The 17,335-nt window shown below is 48.7% G+C and carries 16 protein-coding genes; all 16 read left to right on the plus strand.

Going from position 1 to position 17,335, the window contains the following annotated elements; genetic code table 11:
• Nucleotides 1-3: 3 nt before the first annotated feature.
• Complete coding sequence (locus tag NE473_RS24030) at nt 4-903, plus strand: phosphate acyltransferase (protein WP_055651293.1); 900 nt, start codon at nt 4-6, stop codon at nt 901-903.
• A gap of 88 nt (nt 904-991) precedes the next feature.
• Nucleotides 992-2,302, plus strand: a complete 1,311-nt coding sequence (locus NE473_RS24035) for an MFS transporter (RefSeq protein ID WP_055651292.1) — start codon at nt 992-994, stop codon at nt 2,300-2,302.
• Nucleotides 2,303-2,803: 501 nt separating this feature from the next.
• Entirely contained in the window at nt 2,804-3,199 is a 396-nt protein-coding gene (locus tag NE473_RS24040; protein ID WP_006774636.1) for a hypothetical protein, read from the plus strand.
• Nucleotides 3,177-3,878, plus strand: coding sequence for a LytR/AlgR family response regulator transcription factor (locus NE473_RS24045; protein WP_006774635.1), 702 nt, complete (start codon nt 3,177-3,179; stop codon nt 3,876-3,878). Before NE473_RS24040 ends, NE473_RS24045 begins: the two co-directional genes overlap by 23 nt.
• Before the next feature lie 130 nt (nt 3,879-4,008).
• A complete protein-coding gene (locus NE473_RS24050) occupies nt 4,009-5,175 on the plus strand; it encodes an MFS transporter (RefSeq protein WP_055651291.1) in 1,167 nt (388 codons plus the stop codon).
• A 1-nt stretch (nt 5,176) separates the two neighbouring features.
• Nucleotides 5,177-6,211, plus strand: a complete 1,035-nt coding sequence (locus NE473_RS24055) for an aldose epimerase family protein (RefSeq protein WP_055651290.1) — start codon at nt 5,177-5,179, stop codon at nt 6,209-6,211.
• 17 nt (nt 6,212-6,228) lie between these two features.
• Nucleotides 6,229-7,494: an ROK family transcriptional regulator gene (locus NE473_RS24060; protein WP_055651289.1), complete on the plus strand. Its 1,266-nt coding sequence runs from the start codon at nt 6,229-6,231 to the stop codon at nt 7,492-7,494.
• Nucleotides 7,495-7,550: 56 nt separating this feature from the next.
• Nucleotides 7,551-8,504, plus strand: coding sequence for an aldo/keto reductase (locus NE473_RS24065; protein ID WP_055651288.1), 954 nt, complete (start codon nt 7,551-7,553; stop codon nt 8,502-8,504).
• Between the two features lie 15 nt (nt 8,505-8,519).
• Nucleotides 8,520-9,638 (plus strand): galactose ABC transporter substrate-binding protein, encoded by a 1,119-nt coding sequence (locus NE473_RS24070; protein WP_022031233.1) that lies wholly within the window; start codon nt 8,520-8,522, stop codon nt 9,636-9,638.
• Between the two features lie 159 nt (nt 9,639-9,797).
• Entirely contained in the window at nt 9,798-11,312 is a 1,515-nt protein-coding gene (locus tag NE473_RS24075) for a sugar ABC transporter ATP-binding protein (RefSeq protein WP_022031232.1), read from the plus strand.
• A gap of 63 nt (nt 11,313-11,375) precedes the next feature.
• On the plus strand, nt 11,376-12,377 hold the full coding sequence (gene mglC / locus NE473_RS24080; protein WP_022031231.1) for a galactose/methyl galactoside ABC transporter permease MglC: 1,002 nt from the start codon (nt 11,376-11,378) through the stop codon (nt 12,375-12,377).
• 60 nt (nt 12,378-12,437) lie between these two features.
• Nucleotides 12,438-13,928, plus strand: coding sequence for an L-fucose/L-arabinose isomerase family protein (locus tag NE473_RS24085; RefSeq protein ID WP_055651305.1), 1,491 nt, complete (start codon nt 12,438-12,440; stop codon nt 13,926-13,928).
• A gap of 19 nt (nt 13,929-13,947) precedes the next feature.
• A complete protein-coding gene (locus NE473_RS24090; protein WP_055651287.1) occupies nt 13,948-14,793 on the plus strand; it encodes a class II fructose-bisphosphate aldolase in 846 nt (281 codons plus the stop codon).
• Between the two features lie 12 nt (nt 14,794-14,805).
• Nucleotides 14,806-15,777, plus strand: coding sequence for a carbohydrate kinase family protein (locus NE473_RS24095; protein ID WP_055651286.1), 972 nt, complete (start codon nt 14,806-14,808; stop codon nt 15,775-15,777).
• Between the two features lie 12 nt (nt 15,778-15,789).
• On the plus strand, nt 15,790-16,182 hold the full coding sequence (locus NE473_RS24100) for a VOC family protein (RefSeq protein ID WP_055651285.1): 393 nt from the start codon (nt 15,790-15,792) through the stop codon (nt 16,180-16,182).
• 14 nt (nt 16,183-16,196) lie between these two features.
• Complete coding sequence (locus NE473_RS24105; protein ID WP_055651284.1) at nt 16,197-17,330, plus strand: alpha/beta hydrolase; 1,134 nt, start codon at nt 16,197-16,199, stop codon at nt 17,328-17,330.
• The last annotated feature ends 5 nt before the right edge of the window (nt 17,331-17,335 follow it).

Here is a 17,335-nt window from a genome sequence, read left to right on the forward strand (position 1 = left end):
GACATGATAAAAAATTTTAAGGAATTACGGGAACGGGTTAAATCTTCCAGGCCTCTGGTTGCCAGTGTGGCAGCAGCAGCTGATACGGAACTGCTTCTGGCGGTAAAGGCGGCAGTAGATGATGGTTTTATCCAGCCGGTTCTTACTGGTGATAAAGAGAAAATAGAAGATATCTGCCGTCAGATAAATCTTGTACCAACGGAGATATTGGGAGCTGAAACGGAAACAGAGGCAGTGGAACGTGCTGTTCGAGAAGTCCATAATGGTAATGCACAGGTTCTTATGAAGGGACTTGTCAACACAAGCATTTATATGCGGGGGATTCTTAACCGTGAGTGGGGACTTCGCACAGGCCGTCTGCTTTCCATGATGGCGGCCTATGAAGCGCCGGGATATCATAAGCTGTTATTTTGCTCAGACAGCGGGATCAATGTTGCTCCCGGTCTGGAGCAGAAGAAGGATATATTAAAAAACCTTTTATATGCAGTGGAAAACATGGGAATCCATACCCCAAAAGTGGCAGTCCTCACTGCCAATGAGATGGTAGATCCAAAAGTACCTTCCACCATGGATGCAGCTGGACTTGTGGAAGCAGTCAAAACAGAAGACGGTTTTCTTCCCTGTATCATAGAAGGTCCGATTGCCTTTGATGTTGCATTTGATCCCCAGGCGGCAGCTCATAAGAAGATTGACAGTAAGATCACCGGGGATGTGGATCTTGTGATATTTCCTAACATTGAGGCAGGTAATATCATGGGAAAGTCCTGGATCCATCTGTGTCACAGCTCCTGGGCCGGGATTGTATTGGGCGCATCTAATCCGGTTATTCTTGGATCTCGCTCGGATACTGCAGAAATTAAAATGAACTCGATTGCTTTAGCATGTCTGGCGGCTCAAACTTGAACAGAGTCGTATCAGTAAGAATGAGTTACTATAAAGTGAATAAAAAGTAAAAAGTACCGCTGCCTGGACAGCGGAGAGGAGGGCTTTTATGTCTAATTCAAAAGTATCCATCACTGGCAGACAACTGTTGATTGTATTTTTTATGGGGCTTGCCTTTGCCGTGGTGTATGCAACACCATTTGTACAATATGTATTTTATGATGATCTTGCAGGTGCTCTGCATGCTAGTAACACCCAACTGGGGTTTCTGATCGCGATCTTTGGCATTGGTAATCTGCTGGCGCCTTTGGGAGGTGCGCTTAGTGATAAATTTAATACGAAGAAGGTCTATTTACTGGGGATGTTTATTACCTGTGCACTGGATTTTCTTCTGGCCATGAAAATGAGCTATGCATTTGCTGTTTTTATATGGGCAGGGCTGGCAGTGGCCGGCCTGATCCTATACTTTCCTGCCCACACCAAACTGGTTCGCCTGGTAGGGGACGAGGAGAGCCAGGGAACCATTTTTGGTTTCACCGAATCGGCCTGCGGTCTTGCCAGCGTTATCATTAATTTCGTAGCTCTGGGGCTTTATGCTAAGGTAGCTGTCGGGGCCATGGGAGGCGTGGCCGGACTGAAGGCAGTTATCATAAGCTACGGTGCAGTTGGCCTGCTGGCAACTGTTGCTTTAATTTTCCTGCTTCCCAATCCTGAAAAAGCGGGATCATCTGCCGATGGAGGCGAAGAGACAAAGCTTTCTGTAAAAGAGTGGATCGGGGTATTTAAAGATCCGCGTACATGGTTTGCAGGTATTGCCGTATTTGCCACATATTCTACATATCAGACGCTGTCCTACTTTACACCATATTTTACGAATGTCCTGGGTGCCACTGTAATTGGATCCGGTGCAATTGCCATTATCAGGACATATGGGATACGTATTATTGGAGCTCCACTGGGAGGATATATGGGTGACAGAATACACTCAGTATCCACCGTAATCTCGACTGTGTTGGCATTTGCAGCAGTCATTACCCTTATTTTTATGTTTATGCCTGCCGGAGTACCGTCTGTTCTTCTGACCGCTATGACTCTGGTCATCGGATTTATGGTACATATAGCAAGGGGCGGCATGTTTGCAGTTCCTTCAGAGGTAAAAATACCATGCCGCTATGCGGCTTCTACAGCTGGCTTTGTCTGTGCCATCGGTTTCTGCCCGGACCTGTTCCAGGCCGCCATGTATGGACACTGGATGGATACCTACGGAAATGCAGGGTACACAAGGATATTTATATATATTATCATTATCATGCTGATTGGTGTTGTTAATGGTATTGCTACGGCTTTCTATAAAAAGAAATATGTAGTTACAGGCCGGGTACCTGTAGAAGGCGGATCAGACGGGGACCGGGCATCATGAGAAGCCATCCGGCATATTTGACTTATTATTAAATGGAGATTTTATAAATGAAACAAGAACGCTTTCAGGTATCGAAAATGGAAGCGTTCTTCTTTTTTTGGGTAAAATCCTATTTTTACTCAATTGTCAAAGATGGATTTTAGCACGAAACCAAATTTGCCGCGGTATCTTTCAGAGTGTATGGATATCTGTGATTCGGTATTAGACAGAATCATGGTGGAAAATGGAATAGAAACTTATCTTTAGCCGAAGCCTTTCTGTGTAAAAAAATAAAGAGGCTACAGGATGTAAGCAGAAGGAAAAAAGAGCTCCTGCCATGCCGAATCGGTTTACTCAGTACATAAAGTGAAAATTGAGCAGTAAAATCATGAAAAGTAATAATTACTTATAAATAAAGTGTAATCAGATAAAATATATAATATATAAAATATTGACACAAAATTAAAAACCTGATATTCTGATCATACATTAACAGATCTATATACATACAGGGGTGCATTTATGGTAAGAATATTGGGAGTTTTTATTCCTGGTAAGGAAGAACGGAGAAAGCGGGATGAAGAAGTGCTGCGTCATTATTTCGTCTACGGTGCGAAACACAGGGATAAGGTAGGAGAACTGCTGGAAGAGCTGATTCCGGGAGAGAAGCGGGAGCATCTGATCCTGTATTATATGCAGATCAAAGACCGGCTGGAGATGAACGGAGGGCAGAAGTTTGAAGAGGCGGTAAGACAGATAAAGCGTAAATATATTATTATTTCAGCGAATGACACAGTAAACCGATACTATAAAGCAGTCATGGAAGCAGATGCGGCAGTTCAGGAGGATCTCTGTTTTCCGTGTGCGGACGAGATACGAAAGATGGTTGAGCAGGATGGGAAAGATTCTACTGTATGATCCGGAAAAACGGTTCGCTGGCCTGGAATGGGCGCTGTCTGCCGGCGACGCGGCAGATTACAGAGCCTTACATACATTTACGGACAAAGACCAGCTGATGTTCTACTTAGAAGAGGTGAACGAGGACGCAGAAATCCTGATTGTAGATCTGGTTCATCAGAAAGAAAAGGGGACAGGGGTTGCCAGAACCTGTAAAAAGAAGATTCATCATCTGAAGCTTGTTCTGGTGGTTGACCGTATGGACTGGCCGGAGCATTTATTCGATCTTCAGCCGGATTCCCTGCTCTTTTCTCCTCTGGATAAAGATGAGTTCCAGAGGACCATTCTCCGTCTGGAACAGATGGCACAGCAGGAATACAAGCGGTGCCTGACTCTGGTGACAAAGGGAAAGATCTACCGCATCCCTTACCAGAAGATTTTGTATGTGGAGAGCATGGGGCATCAGCTGTGTGTAAAAACATGGGAAGAGGAGATCCGGTCGTATGGGAAGCTGGACGATCTGCTGGACAGGCTTCCGCCGTACTTTCTTCACTGTCATAAGAGTTATCTGATTAATCTGAATTATGTCCGGCAGCTGGAGATGTACCGGATACGGCTGGAAGGAGAAGAAGAGTGGATTCCGGTCAGCCAAAAATATTATAAGCATATCAAAAACAGCCTTCTTGCAGAAGCGGAATAGTAAAAATGATGGTTCCGCCCTCGATTTTGCAAAATCCCCCATATAAAAAGTTCAGGATTTATAATGACAACAGAATAAAGTTTACCAAGGTTAGTAAATAAAGTTTACTTACTAAAAAGCGAGGATCGACATGAAGGGGCTGAATCTGTACCTGATCAATGGGCTGTACTGGATTACAGCATCACTGTATCTGCCTTTTATATCCATGTATTTTTCACAAAGAGGAATGAATTCCATGCAGGTTGGAATTCTGTCTGCGGTCCTTCCTGTTGCATCTCTGACGGTACAGCCTTTATGGGCGGCACTGGCGGACCGGACGGGAAAGAGGCGCTGTGTCCTGATTCTGCTGAACCTGTGCTGTTCCGCGGCGGTTCTGCTCTTTCCGGGAACGGAATCCTTTCGTGAAATTCTGGGGGCGGTTATCTGTTATGCGTTATTTAACAGCGCGGTTCTCCCGGTCTGTGACGCTCTGGTAGTGAATCAGGCGGAAGAAAAACGAATTAATTTTGCATGGATCAGGATGTGCGGGACGATCAGTTATGCGGTCATAGTTTTGGGTATGGGTTTTTATTTGAAAAAACGGATCAACCTTATGTTTTATGGAAACAGCGCCTGTTTTCTGGTGTTTGCACTGCTTTGTCTGACGCTGCCCGGGGACAGAAAAACCTGGAAGGTGCAGGAACCGGACACAAAGAATCCGGATACCGGTAAATTTAAAGCAAAGGCAGACAAAGGCCCCATTTTCAAATCAAAGGAAATTTATCCGGTCCTTGTATTCGCTTTTGCCATGCAGTTTGGAATCAACTATTACTCGGCCTTTCTGGGGGTGTATCTTCTGGAACTGGGATACAGTCAGTCGCTTCTTGGGGTGCTGAACTGTATCTCGGCGCTCAGTGAAATTCCGGTACTGCTTCTGATTCACCGGCTGTCACGCCGGTTTAAGGAAACGGCGCTGCTGACTGCAGCCGTAGGCTGTATGGCTTTAAGACTGATACTGCTGTCCGCAGGGAACGTACCGCTGATGGCCGCAGCCCAGCTTTTGCAGGGACCTTCGTATATGGTATGTTACTTTGTCTGTGTAACCTATATCAACCGTATGGTGATGCCCGGGAAGATCTCCCGGGGCCAGAGCACACTGGCAGTTGTCCAGATGGGGGCAGGAAGTCTGAGCGGCAGCCTGCTGGGAGGTGTTCTGGCCAGTGCGTATGGAATAAGAGAAGGATTTTTGATTATAGCCTTTTTGCTGCTGGCCGTGACGGCTGCGGCAGGGATAACGGCAGGATGGAGAAGATCGTGAGATGAAGATGAAAAGATTGGGAACACTTCCTGATTGTTCCGATGTTCTGGAAGTGATGATTGAGAACGGATCTGGCATGACGGCCAGCATTATGACCTACGGTGCTGTTATAAAGAATCTGTATGTCCCGGGGGAGAATGGAAAAGCAGACGATGTAGTGCTGGGGCAGGATACACTGGAAGAATACAGAAGGAATCCCTCCTGCAGTGCGGCCGTTATAGGACGGGTAGCCAACCGGATTAGGGGCGGAGAATTTCATGTGAACGGAAGGGGTTACTGGCTTGAACGCAATGACCGGGGCAACTGCCTTCACAGCGGAAGCGCGGGCTACGCAACAAAGAATTTTCATATAGCGGCTGGCGGAGATGACTGGGTTACATTGTACTGGAAGGATTCGGCAGCAGAAGGGTTTCCGGGCAGTGTCTCGCTGGAGGTCACTTACCGGGTAACGGAGGATGATGCACTCGATATCCGTTACCGGCTGGTGCCGGAAGAGGACACCCCGGTGAATCTGACCAATCATGCTTATTTTAATCTGTCCGGCGGAAGGGATGCCGATGTTTTGAACCATGAACTGAGATTAATGGCTGATTTCTATACGCCGGCAGCCCCGGATATGATTCCAACAGGAGAGATCCGGAAGGTGGAGGGGACGAGCCTGGACTTTACCGGGAGGAGAAAGCTGAGCGAGGTACTGAGTGAGACGTTTGGCCTTGATCATAACTACGTTCTACGCGGCTCTGGATACCGGAAAGCAGCAGAACTGCGGCATGTGGAGAGCGGAAGACGGATGGAGGTCTATACAGATCAGCCGGGGATTCAGATTTATACAGGCAATCATTTTGACGGCAGTCTCGCCTGTAAAGGCGGCGTACATTATCAGAGGTACGCAGGCATCTGCTTCGAAACACAGGGATTCCCCGATGCAGTCAACCGCAGCCATTTTCCAGGATGCATTGTCAGAAAGAACACCGTGTTTACTTCCAGGACGACATACCGGTTCCATATGGAACCGCAGCTGGTGGCCGGAAAGTAAAGTGAGGATGGTTTGCCATGTTGGATGCAAGAAAAGTAAAAGCGGAAAAACCCAGGAATATAAAACGAAGAAATCAGAAGGCAATTGTAGCACTGCTTCAGAACAGCGCAGAGATGACCATTCCGGAGATTGCGGACAGGCTGGAACTGAGCCGGACGTCGGCGACTCAGATTGTAAACGAACTGTGCAGAGAAAAGGTGCTGAAAAAAGTGGGAACCAGAGATTCTACGACGGCGGGTGGGAAGCCTCCCAGAGTCTTTTCCATGAATGCCTCCTTTCGCTACACAATTATTGTAATCATTGGGAACGATTTTATCAGCTGTAATATTTCCAATATGAAGTGCAGGGTTATTCAGAGAAGAGTGCGGGAACTCTCAGATCTTGGCAGATGGAATGGCTGGAATCTGGCGATGGAGGTTACCGTGGATGAAGTAAAACTTCTGTTGAAAGAGAGCGGTATCCGCAAAGAGCAGATATGTATGATGGTAGTGGCATGTGGGGGCGTTGTTGACAGAAAAAGAGGTGTATGCATGTTCCCCATAGGAACGAAGCGTATGAATGATTTTCCCGTTTGCGAATTTCTACGGGCAAAACTTCAATTTTCATTTCCAATTATGATTGATAATGTGGGACGTTTTCTGGGATATGCAGAGCTGCTGGAGGATCCGTCCCTGAATCACAAGACAGTGGCTGCATTATTTATGCATTCCACAGGCAGCGTGGGAGGCTGTGTGATAGAGAAGGGAGAACTTTTGTACGGCAGGCATGGATACCAGGGAGAGTTTGGCCACCTTCTGGTGGAGACGAATCAAGGCCGGCGGTGCGTCTGTGGAAACGATGGCTGTCTGGAGAGCATGATGTCACCAGAATCCTTACGCTCCATCTGGAAAAAGTATGAGGCTGCGTATCCGCATAATGCTCTGGACAGCCGGAAGGCGGGCGATATCCGGGAAGTCTTCCTGGAGGCCAACAGCGGTAATCTGCTGGCCGGGGCTGTGGTGGATGAGTTTGCTGTCTATATGGCGAGGGCTATTTATAATATTGTACTGATGTATGATCCGCAGCAGATTATTTTGCAGGGACTGCTGGCATATGGAGGAGAGTATCTGGAAAAGAAACTGAACGATCTGGTAAGAATTTTTCCCTCCTATGGCAATGCGGACACGGGGCTGGTCACTTATTCAAAGATTAACGATTCAGACGAAGGCTTTATAACCGGGGCGGCGCTGTACGCGCTGAACAGCTGTCTGTTTGGTGACAAATATCTTCTGGACAAAGCGTGACAGAGAAAAACAGGGGTTTATTAAAATTTATATAAAAGACAAAGGAGGAGACAGTTATGAGGTACAAGCATTTTAAAAACGCCGGTGTATCCGTCTCAGCATTGGCGGTGGGCACCTGGGCAATCGGCGGCCAGAATTACGGCCAGGTCAACCGGAGTGATTCGGTACGAGCCATACGAACCATGATTGACCAGGGCGTCAACTTAGTTGACACGGCTCCATGCTATGGTAATGGCGCATCGGAGAAGATTGTGGGAGAGGCGCTCCGGGGGATTCCGAGAGATCAGATTCTTATTTCCACAAAGTTTGGCCTGATCACAGACGTTTATTCCGGCGAATACATCAAACATGCCGGTTATAAGAGCGTTATGCGCGAGGTGGAAAGTTCTCTGATGAATCTGGAGACGGATTACATTGATTTCTACTACGTTCACTGGCCGGATGTGAACACACCCATTGATGAGACCATGGCAGCATTAAACACACTGAAAAAACAGGGGAAAATACGGTTTATCGGTGTGTCCAATTTCAGCAGGGAACAGATTCTGGCGGCAGAGGAGTATGCACAGATTGATGTTCAGCAGCCCCCATATTCCATGGTTAATCAGAAATTTACCGATTTGATGAAATGGGGGTATGAAAAAGGGATTGATTCCATGACCTATGGTTCCCTTGGCTCCGGTATACTGACGGGTGCGATTCGTACGATGCCTGATTTTGAGCCGGGCGATATGAGACTGACCTTTTATGATTTTTTCCGTGAACCGGTATTTTCAAAAATTATGGAATTTTTAAAGACTATGGATCGGATTGCAGAAGATCACGGCGTCCCGGTGGCACAGGTTGCGCTTAACTGGAGTACACAGAAGGAATTTGTGGGAACGGCGCTCTGCGGTGTGAGAAATGAGCAGGAGGCACTCCAGAACTGTAAGGCGTTTGAGTGGAGTCTGACCGAGGATGAAATTACGGTTTTGGATAAGGAACTGGCAAGACTAAACATAGGGGTTTAAATTGGGAGGAAGCATATGAAGAGAACAGTTAAAAAGGCATTTGCATTATCACTGACGGCAGTATTATGTATGACGGCGTGCACCCAGAAGACGGCGGAGACATCCCCCGCTGCAGACGGAGGCGGTACGGGAACGACGGCTGCAGAAGCGGCAGCAGCGGAAAACAAATCGAACGGGGAACGTCCGGTAGCGGGAATGACGTGTTATATGTACTCGGACACCCATATTGCCAATGTGCGCAATACCGTACTAAAAGCGGCAGAAACAGGTACTGTGGCAGTTGAAACGTCCGATTCCCAGTTTGACGTGGGCCTCCAGATGAACGCCATGGATGCGTTTGTGACAAAGGGCTGCAAATACCTGGTAATCAACAATATTAATACGAATGCAAAGGATCAGGTAATTGACGTTGCGCGGAAAGCAGATCTTCCCATCATTTTCTGGAACACAGATTCTCCTTCCGATGAAGAGATGGATTCTTACGGCCCCTGCTATTTCGTCAGCTCTGCGGCCGAGCAGTCCGGTGTTGTACAGGGAGAGGCTGCGGCTAAATACTGGAAAGAGCACCCGGAAGCAGACCGTAATGGCAATGGCAAGATGGACTACGTCATGCTGATGGGGCAGATTGGAAACTATGATACGGAGATGAGAACCAAGTATTCCATCGACACGGTCAAAGAAGCCGGTGTGGAAACCAACTGTCTGCTGGAGGTTGTCTGCGAATGGCAGAGGGCGAAGGCACAGGATCAGATGGCATCTGTAATTTCTGCCAATGCGGATGATATTGATATTGTATTTGCCAACAATGATGATATGGCTCTCGGAGCGATTGAGGCTCTGAAGGCAGCCGGATATTTTACCGACGAAAGTAATTACATTCCGGTCCTGGGTGTTGATGCAACCAAGGTGGGCCTTCAGGCGCTGGAGGACGGAACGATGCTGGCTACCTCGTTAAACAACCCGGTAACCATGGGAAAATGTATCTATAAGATTCTGGAACTTCTGGAAGCCGGAGAAGAGATTACATCAGAGAATCTGGGATATGATATTGACGACCACAAACGGGTATGGCTGGATTATGTTGCGATAACTAAAGATAACCTTGAAGACGCGGATCTTTCAAAATACGAATAGTCACCAGTCCTTTTTTGGCGGGCCGGTATCGTTCATACCGGCCTGCAATCATTGCCTCGGTTATTTCAGCAGGCCATGATCCGGGTGGAGCTGCCTGCATATCGATCCGGCCACTGCTGTGAAGGGAATGACCGTATAACAGAAACAGGAGAAGACAGTATGGAAGATAAGAGTATCATATTGGAAATGAAAAACATCAGCAAAAGCTTTCCGGGCGTAAAAGCACTAAACAGCGTCTCTTTTACTTTAAGGCGGGGAACGGTACACGCTCTGATGGGAGAAAACGGTGCGGGAAAATCGACTTTGATGAAGTGCGCGTTCGGCCTGTATGATCCGGATGAAGGTGAGGTGTATTTTAACGGAAGCCAGGTACACTTCGATAATCCGCGGCAGGGGCTGGAAGCAGGGATCTCCATGATCCACCAGGAACTGAACCCGATCCGCAGAAGGAGTATTGCGGAAAATATCTGGGTGGGACGGATGCCGGAGAAGAAGATCGCAGGCCTCTCGTTTATCGACCATAAGAAAATGTACGAGGAAACGAGACGCCTTTTCGATCAGCTTCATATGGAGGCAGATCCCAGGACACAGGCGATTGAACTTTCCGCCTCGGTGCTGCAGCTGGGTGAGATCGCGCGCTCGATTTCTTATGGGGCGAAGGTCATTATTATGGATGAGCCCACATCATCGCTGACAGAGACGGAGACTGCTACACTTTTCGAAGTGATTCATAAGCTGACCTCAGAAGGAATTGCAATTGTATACATATCTCATAAAATCGATGAGATTCTCAAGATATCGGATGAAGTGACAATTATGCGTGACGGCTGCAGGATCGGAACATGGCCGGCAGAGGAACTGACTGAGGAACTGATTGTAAACCGAATGGTAGGCCGCCAGATGGATAACTGGTTCCCGGAGCTTGACAATAAGCCGGGAGAAGTGGTTCTGGAGGTCAAAAATTTCACCTCTCCCAATCCCATGTCATTTCAGGACTGCTCCTTTCAGCTGCGGCGCGGGGAGATCCTGGGCCTGGGAGGACTGGTGGGAGCACAGAGAACGGAGTTAATGGAGGCGCTGTTTGGAATCCGCAGTATCAAATCGGGCGAGGTCTATAAGGATGGAAAGAAGATCACCATCAAATCATCGGCGGATGCCATTGCCAATAAAATCGGGCTTCTGACAGAAGAACGAAGGGCGACAGGAATTATACCGGGAGCCAGCGTGCTGGATAATACGGTGATAGCAAAGCTGGGAGAATACAGCAATGTCCTGGGAATGCTGGATTTGAAAAAGTGCCGCCAGGATACGGACGAGTATATTAAGACCATGAATATAAAAACTCCGACCAGGGATACGAGAATTGCAGACTTATCAGGCGGAAACCAGCAGAAGGTGCTCCTTGCCAGATGGCTTTTGACAAACCCGGATATTCTGATTCTCGATGAGCCGACACGGGGAATTGATGTCGGCGCCAAATACGAAATTTATACCATCATGCTGAATCTGGCAAAAGAGGGAAAATCCATCATTATGATTTCCTCGGAGATGCCGGAGCTTATGGGAATGTCAAACCGGGTGATGATCATGTGCGAAGGACATGTGACCGGTTTTCTGGAAGGGAAGGACATTGATGATTCCAAGATTATGCAGTTTGCCAGCAAGGTGAGTTAAATCTGCCGGGACCTGCGGCAGATCCGTCCAGGTCCGGGTAAAAAGAAAGGATTGGTTCATATCATGCAGACGAAGCAGTTTGATATAAAAAAATGGGCGCAGAACAATGCGATCTATCTCGTTTTAATTGCAATTATTATCATGATAACAGTAAAGAATCCGGCATTTCTGTCCCTCCGTGTATTCCGGGATATTTTGATGCAGTCTTCAACGAGACTGATCATGGCCATGGGGTGTATGTTTGTTATTCTGTCCGGAGGTGCTGATTTATCCGGCGGCCGTATGCTGGGAGCAGCGGCTGTGCTGGCCGGATCTCTTGCACAGATGTCCACATACGCCAATAAGTTTTTCCCTAACCTGGCAGAGCTTCCAATTATCGTTCCGATCATAGCCTGTCTTCTGATGGGGATGGCCATGGGACTGTTGAACGGTATCGTCGTAGCAAAATTAAATGTTCCCGCTTTTATTGGTACGCTGGGCGTTCAGCTCATCATTTACGGCGGAATCTCTATTTACTATAATATGGAGCCTAACCGCTCCCAGCCGTTAGGCGGTTTCCTAAAGACATATTCTAAACTGGGAACCGGGTCTTTTTTCGGAATTCCGTACATTTTAATCATCGCGGTTATTCTGATGATTGCCTGTCATATCGTATTGAACTATCATCGGTTCGGAAAAACACTGTTTGCAGTAGGCGGCAACCAGGAGGCGGCCAGAGTCTCCGGGATCAACGTCCAGAAGATCATTATGGTCGTGTATATCATTGCCGGAGCATTTTACGGACTGACCGGAGCGCTGGAGGCAGCGAGAACCGGCGGCGCCACCAACAACTACGGTCAGGGCTATGAGCTGGATGCGATCGCGGCCTGTGTGGTCGGCGGCTGTTCTGTGGCAGGCGGTGTCGGTGCGGTTCCGGGCGTGGCCATCGGTGTTACGGTGTTTACTGTAATCCAGTACGGGATGACCTTCGTGGGGATCAATCCATACTGGCAGAATGTCGTAAAGGGAGCAATCATCGTCATAGCAGTGGCAATTGACGTTCGTAAGTATGCCAGGAAACGGTAGGTTATGTGACTGAGAGAGACAGGGCGGTACTTGCAGACGGTATACAGAAAGGAAAAGATTATGATTCGATATACACAGGACAGAACGGTTGTGCTCGGTTACGTTCCGGTGCGCAGAGATATGTTTCCCTCCGGACCGGCATCTGAATTAAAGAGCAGGGTAAAGGCCAGATTTGATGAGATGGCGGAAAAATGCGGGGATGTGGAGCTGGTAACCATCGACGATACGGTGGATGGCGGAATGCTGTGGGATTTACGCGATGCAGACCGGGTTGTGGAACTGTTCAGAGCAAAAAAGGTGGACGCCATTGCGTTTCCTCACTGCAACTTCGGACAGGAGGAAGTGGTTGCTAAGGTGGCTGCGGAAATAGGGAAGCCGGTACTGCTCTGGGGGCCGCGGGATCCGTCTCCGGAGACTGACAAGTCCGGAAAGACAGGACCGAGAGACTTTGATACCCAGTGCGGAATGTTTGCGACCTCCCGGGCATTAAAGCGGTACCATCTTCCGTATACCTACATAGAAAACTGTTGGCTTGACAGTCCGGTGCTGGATCAGGGGTTTGACGATTTTATCCGTGTGGTCTCCGTGGTAAAGGCTTTCCGCGGCATGAGGATCGCCCAGATCGGATCGAGACCGAGACAGTTCTTATCAGTGAAGGTCAATGAGTCGGAGCTGCTGTCCAAATTCGGTATTGAGATTGTTCCAATATGGCCGGAAGAGGTAAAGCGAATGATTGAAAAGCTGAAAAGAGGCCTGCCACCGTCTCCGGAAGGCTGTGAGCTTCCCATGGGACAGCCTCCGCTTCCGCCGCTTAAGGGGCTCCTGCCTGATCCGAGAATTGCTTCAGTTGCAGCGGAGATCGAATCTTCCGTGGACTGGTCTGCTGTGGGACACGGGGCGGTAGAGACGATGGCTTACTTAGAAGTGGCCATTATGGATCTGGCGAAGATACACCAGTGCCAGGCGGCAGCGGTGGACTGCTGGGGATTTTCCCAGGATGCATATGGGATTCCAAGCTGCTTCGTACTGGGAGAACTCTTTGACAGAGGTCTTCCGGCAGCGTGCGAGACGGATATTCATGCGGCGGTCGGCGCCGTGCTTCTGCAGGCAGCCTCAAGGTATTCTTCCCCGGCCTTTATTGCCGATGTGACCATTCGCCATCCGGAGGATGACAATGCAGAGCTGTTGTGGCACTGCGGTCCATTTGCAAAATCACTGGTGAAGAAGGGCGTGATTCCTGCTGTCAAAGAGTGTAAGGGCATGTATGAGATTGAGGGCGGACCGCTGACAGTCGTAAGGTTTGACCAGGACGACGGCAATTACCTTCTTCTGGCTGATGAGGGAGAGGGTACTGAGGGGCCGAAGACTACAGGAAACTACGTGTGGTTTAAAGTAAACGACTGGGTGAAATGGGAAAAGAAGCTGATGTACGGGCCATATATCCACCATGTGAGCGGTATTCACGGCCACTTCGCAAAAGTGCTGAAAGAAGCGTGTAAATACTTAGGGCCTGTGACGCATGACAGCGTTGAGCCTGTTGAAGAGATGTAGAGGGAGAAGGAGGTTTCTTATGTCATTTGTTAGAGTAAAAGATCTGCTGGAGATGGGAAAGAAAAATAACGCGTGTGTGCTGGCTTTTGACGCCGCGGATGGAAACATGATCAAATCAGTGATTAAAGGCGCGGAAGCGGCAGGAAAGCCGGTTATGGTAATGCTCTATCCCGGAATGAGAAATATTATGCCGTTTGGAGTATTCGCTGAGACAACGAAGTATTACGCGGAGCGTGCCAGTGTGCCGGTGGGACTGCATTTAGACCACTGCAGTGACTTTGATATGATAATGGAAGCGATACATGAGGGCTTTTCATCGGTAATGGCGGATGGTTCTGTGCTTCCCTTTGAGGAGAATGTGGCCTTTACCAGAAAGGTTGTCGAGGTTGCCAGAAATTTTGATGTGGATGTGGAAGGCGAACTTGGCCACGTGGGAACGGCTGCGGATTCCGATGAATTCAGCCGCAAGGAATTTTTTACCAGACCGGATGAGGTAAAGGAGTTTGTGGAGAGAACAAAAGTAACGTCCCTGGCAGTCTCTTTTGGCAGCGCCCATGGTTTGTATAAGAGTACGCCAAAGCTGGATATTGACCATTTAAAGGTCTTAAGCGCTGCGACCGACACTCCGCTGGTACTGCACGGCGGAACCGGAATTCCGGATGACCAGCTTGCATTGGCCTTTGCCAACGGCATTAACAAGATTAATATCGGTACGGAATTTTTCAACCTGAATACGAAGCTGAATCAGGAATTTTACGCTCAGGATTTTACGAAGTGCGACCCGTTCGGATTTCCGGAATACATTCAGCCGAAGCTGACAGAGTACATCGCGGGCCGTCTGGAGCTGTCCAAAATCACACTGTAGAAGGAGTCTGCCATGGAGAAGGTTTATGATGTAATCGGAGTGGAAAATCCGATCATGGATTTTGCCGTCAGTATCGACCGACTGCCGAGAACGGATTCTATGAGCGTGATGTACGATTATCTCTGGCAGTCCGGGGGAAATGCTTCCTCTGCAATTGCAGCACTTGCCCGTCTTGGCGCCCGGTGCAGTATGCTTGGCGTCGTGGGAAACGATGCGTTTGGAGCATTCTGCCGCGACGATATGATCCGCCATGGTGTGGATGTCTCCCATTTATATACGCAGGAGGGGGACACCACCTTTACCGTCTGTCTGGCGGAGGAAGAGACAAAAGGCAGAAGCTTTCTGGGTAAAATGGGAGTTAACGGTGCGCTGGACGATGAACAGGTGGATGAAGCTTTCATCGCGGGCGCCCGCTATATCCATACCAGCATGATCGAGTGTTCCGCTAAGAAAAAGGCGATTGAATATGCAAGAAAACACGGCGTTTTAGTATCTGTGGACGGCGGCGCTTATACGGACGAGGCAGATTTTGTGATCGGTAATTCCGATATTCTGATTATCTCTGAAGAGTTTTACAGCACTGTGTTCACAGATGACAGCTACATGGAAAACTGCAGGAAGCTGACGGAGCAAGGTCCGCAGATTGTGATTGTGACGCTGGGCGCAAAGGGCTGCGCCGGTGCAAAACGGGGAGGAGCCGCGTTTCAGCTTCCTCCGTTTGAGGGCCATAAGATTGTCGACACGACGGGAGCGGGAGATGTTTTCCACGGTGGATTCCTCTATGCCCACAGTCAGGGCTGGGAACTGGAATACTGTGCAAAGTTTGCAAGCGCCGTCTCCTATATCAACTGTACCAGCCTTGGAGGAAGAGTGGGCATACCGAATCGGAAGATGGTAGAGCAGTTCCTGAAGGATCACACGATTGATTATTCCGATATAGAGCCCAGAAGGGAATTCTACCGGAATGTGATGAAATTTGTATAGGAGAAGGCAGCCATGAGTGCAGAAAAGAATATCCGCAGTTCCCATGTGGGTTTAAATGTCCGTGATCTGGACAGAAGCATGGCCTTTTATGAGGTACATTTAGGCTTTCGTCCAGTTAGCCGAATCGAACTGGAAAATGGAACGAGAATAGGATTTGTTGAACTGCCGGAGCAGTTTCAGCTGGAGTTTGTAGAAGACGTCAATTATGAAGCCGGCAGGGATGGGCCCTGGAATCACGTTTGTATGAGAGTAGCAGATTTTGATGAGAGTTACCGGAGGCTTATCCGTGAGGGGATTCAATTTGAAACGGAAAAGCTGTTTATGAAGGAGTTCTGGGAGAACGGTATGAAATTTGCCTTTTTTCGGGGCCCAGATGGAGAGCGGCTGGAGATCGCGGAATATTGAGAGAGGGTGGTAACATGGAGCAGGAGTTATATCAGAGATTGCTGAGAAGCCTGGCGGCTGGGGAATACCGGATTGATGCCGGAGGTGCAGAGATAGCGGTGCGGGACTGTTTTGACCGGATTCCAGGCCATCTCGATCCGAGGACTGAGGCGGCTGCCTCTGTGACGCGGGAAGACTTCGAGACGAGAGCAGGGGAGATTGATCCGGAGCTTACGAGGAATCAGGACAAGCTTCTGGGTATGGATAACCCGGAAGGACACAGTCTGCTGGAGCAGCTGAGATACCAGTTTGGCTGGAGAACACTGGACAGGAGTAAAGGAATTGAGACGAGATATGAAACATTCCTGGTGGACGGCTGTGAGGGAACCAGATGGATCTACAAGCCAAAGACCAGAAAAGAGGATAGACCATGCCTGATCTATATCCATGGCGGCGGCTTTTTCGGAGGGGATACGCTGACCGTGGAGAACCAGTGCAAACGCTTTGCAGAACTGGCGGATGCGGTGGTCATTTCCATTGATTATCCATTATCACCGGAAACGAAATATCCAGTCGCGTTTCACATGTGCTGCGAGACTGTGAGCTGGGTATGGGAGCAGGCCACGCACCTGGGGATCGACAGAAAGAAAATCGGGATTTCCGGAGACAGCGCAGGGGGAACCATGGCGGTAGCGGTAACCTTATGGGATCGTTTTGAAGGGAGTAAGCGTCTGGCCTACGCGGGGCTTATCTATCCCTCCATAGTCTGGGGGCCGGACAGGAACGGAACCTATTCTGTATGGAAGAAGGAGATGTTTGATAACCCGGAAGACAACCAGTATATCAAAGAGCAGATTGAAACGACGGGAAAGCTGAAGAAAGAGGCAGCAGACTGGTATCTGAAGGAGGGAGAGAATCTTCATACTCCATATTTAAATCCCGTGGAAGGTGATTTTACAGGATTTCCGAAGACGCTGGTGATGACTGCGGAGTATGACTATCTGCGGCCGGAGTGCGAGCTGTTTACAAAAAAGCTTAGGGATGCCGGAGTTCATGTACGTCATATCCGCTATGGAGGGATTGTCCACGGGACGTTCGACCGCCTGGGCTATGCGCCGCAGGTGGAAGATATGCTGATGGAGATGGCGAAAGATTTCGAATCCTTATAAGGAGA

The sequence above is a fragment of the Hungatella sp. SL.1.14 genome (assembly GCF_024460495.1).
Classification (GTDB): Bacteria; Bacillota; Clostridia; order Lachnospirales; family Lachnospiraceae; genus Hungatella; species Hungatella hathewayi.

Coding starts and splice junctions, on each gene's coding strand:
- NE473_RS24030 (WP_055651293.1), top strand. CDS start 4: ATGATAAAAAATTTTAAGGAATTACGGGAACGGGTTAAATCTTCCAGG.
- NE473_RS24035 (WP_055651292.1), top strand. CDS start 992: ATGTCTAATTCAAAAGTATCCATCACTGGCAGACAACTGTTGATTGTA.
- NE473_RS24040 (WP_006774636.1), top strand. CDS start 2,804: ATGGTAAGAATATTGGGAGTTTTTATTCCTGGTAAGGAAGAACGGAGA.
- NE473_RS24045 (WP_006774635.1), top strand. CDS start 3,177: ATGGGAAAGATTCTACTGTATGATCCGGAAAAACGGTTCGCTGGCCTG.
- NE473_RS24050 (WP_055651291.1), top strand. CDS start 4,009: ATGAAGGGGCTGAATCTGTACCTGATCAATGGGCTGTACTGGATTACA.
- NE473_RS24055 (WP_055651290.1), top strand. CDS start 5,177: ATGAAGATGAAAAGATTGGGAACACTTCCTGATTGTTCCGATGTTCTG.
- NE473_RS24060 (WP_055651289.1), top strand. CDS start 6,229: ATGTTGGATGCAAGAAAAGTAAAAGCGGAAAAACCCAGGAATATAAAA.
- NE473_RS24065 (WP_055651288.1), top strand. CDS start 7,551: ATGAGGTACAAGCATTTTAAAAACGCCGGTGTATCCGTCTCAGCATTG.
- NE473_RS24070 (WP_022031233.1), top strand. CDS start 8,520: ATGAAGAGAACAGTTAAAAAGGCATTTGCATTATCACTGACGGCAGTA.
- NE473_RS24075 (WP_022031232.1), top strand. CDS start 9,798: ATGGAAGATAAGAGTATCATATTGGAAATGAAAAACATCAGCAAAAGC.
- mglC (WP_022031231.1), top strand. CDS start 11,376: ATGCAGACGAAGCAGTTTGATATAAAAAAATGGGCGCAGAACAATGCG.
- NE473_RS24085 (WP_055651305.1), top strand. CDS start 12,438: ATGATTCGATATACACAGGACAGAACGGTTGTGCTCGGTTACGTTCCG.
- NE473_RS24090 (WP_055651287.1), top strand. CDS start 13,948: ATGTCATTTGTTAGAGTAAAAGATCTGCTGGAGATGGGAAAGAAAAAT.
- NE473_RS24095 (WP_055651286.1), top strand. CDS start 14,806: ATGGAGAAGGTTTATGATGTAATCGGAGTGGAAAATCCGATCATGGAT.
- NE473_RS24100 (WP_055651285.1), top strand. CDS start 15,790: ATGAGTGCAGAAAAGAATATCCGCAGTTCCCATGTGGGTTTAAATGTC.
- NE473_RS24105 (WP_055651284.1), top strand. CDS start 16,197: ATGGAGCAGGAGTTATATCAGAGATTGCTGAGAAGCCTGGCGGCTGGG.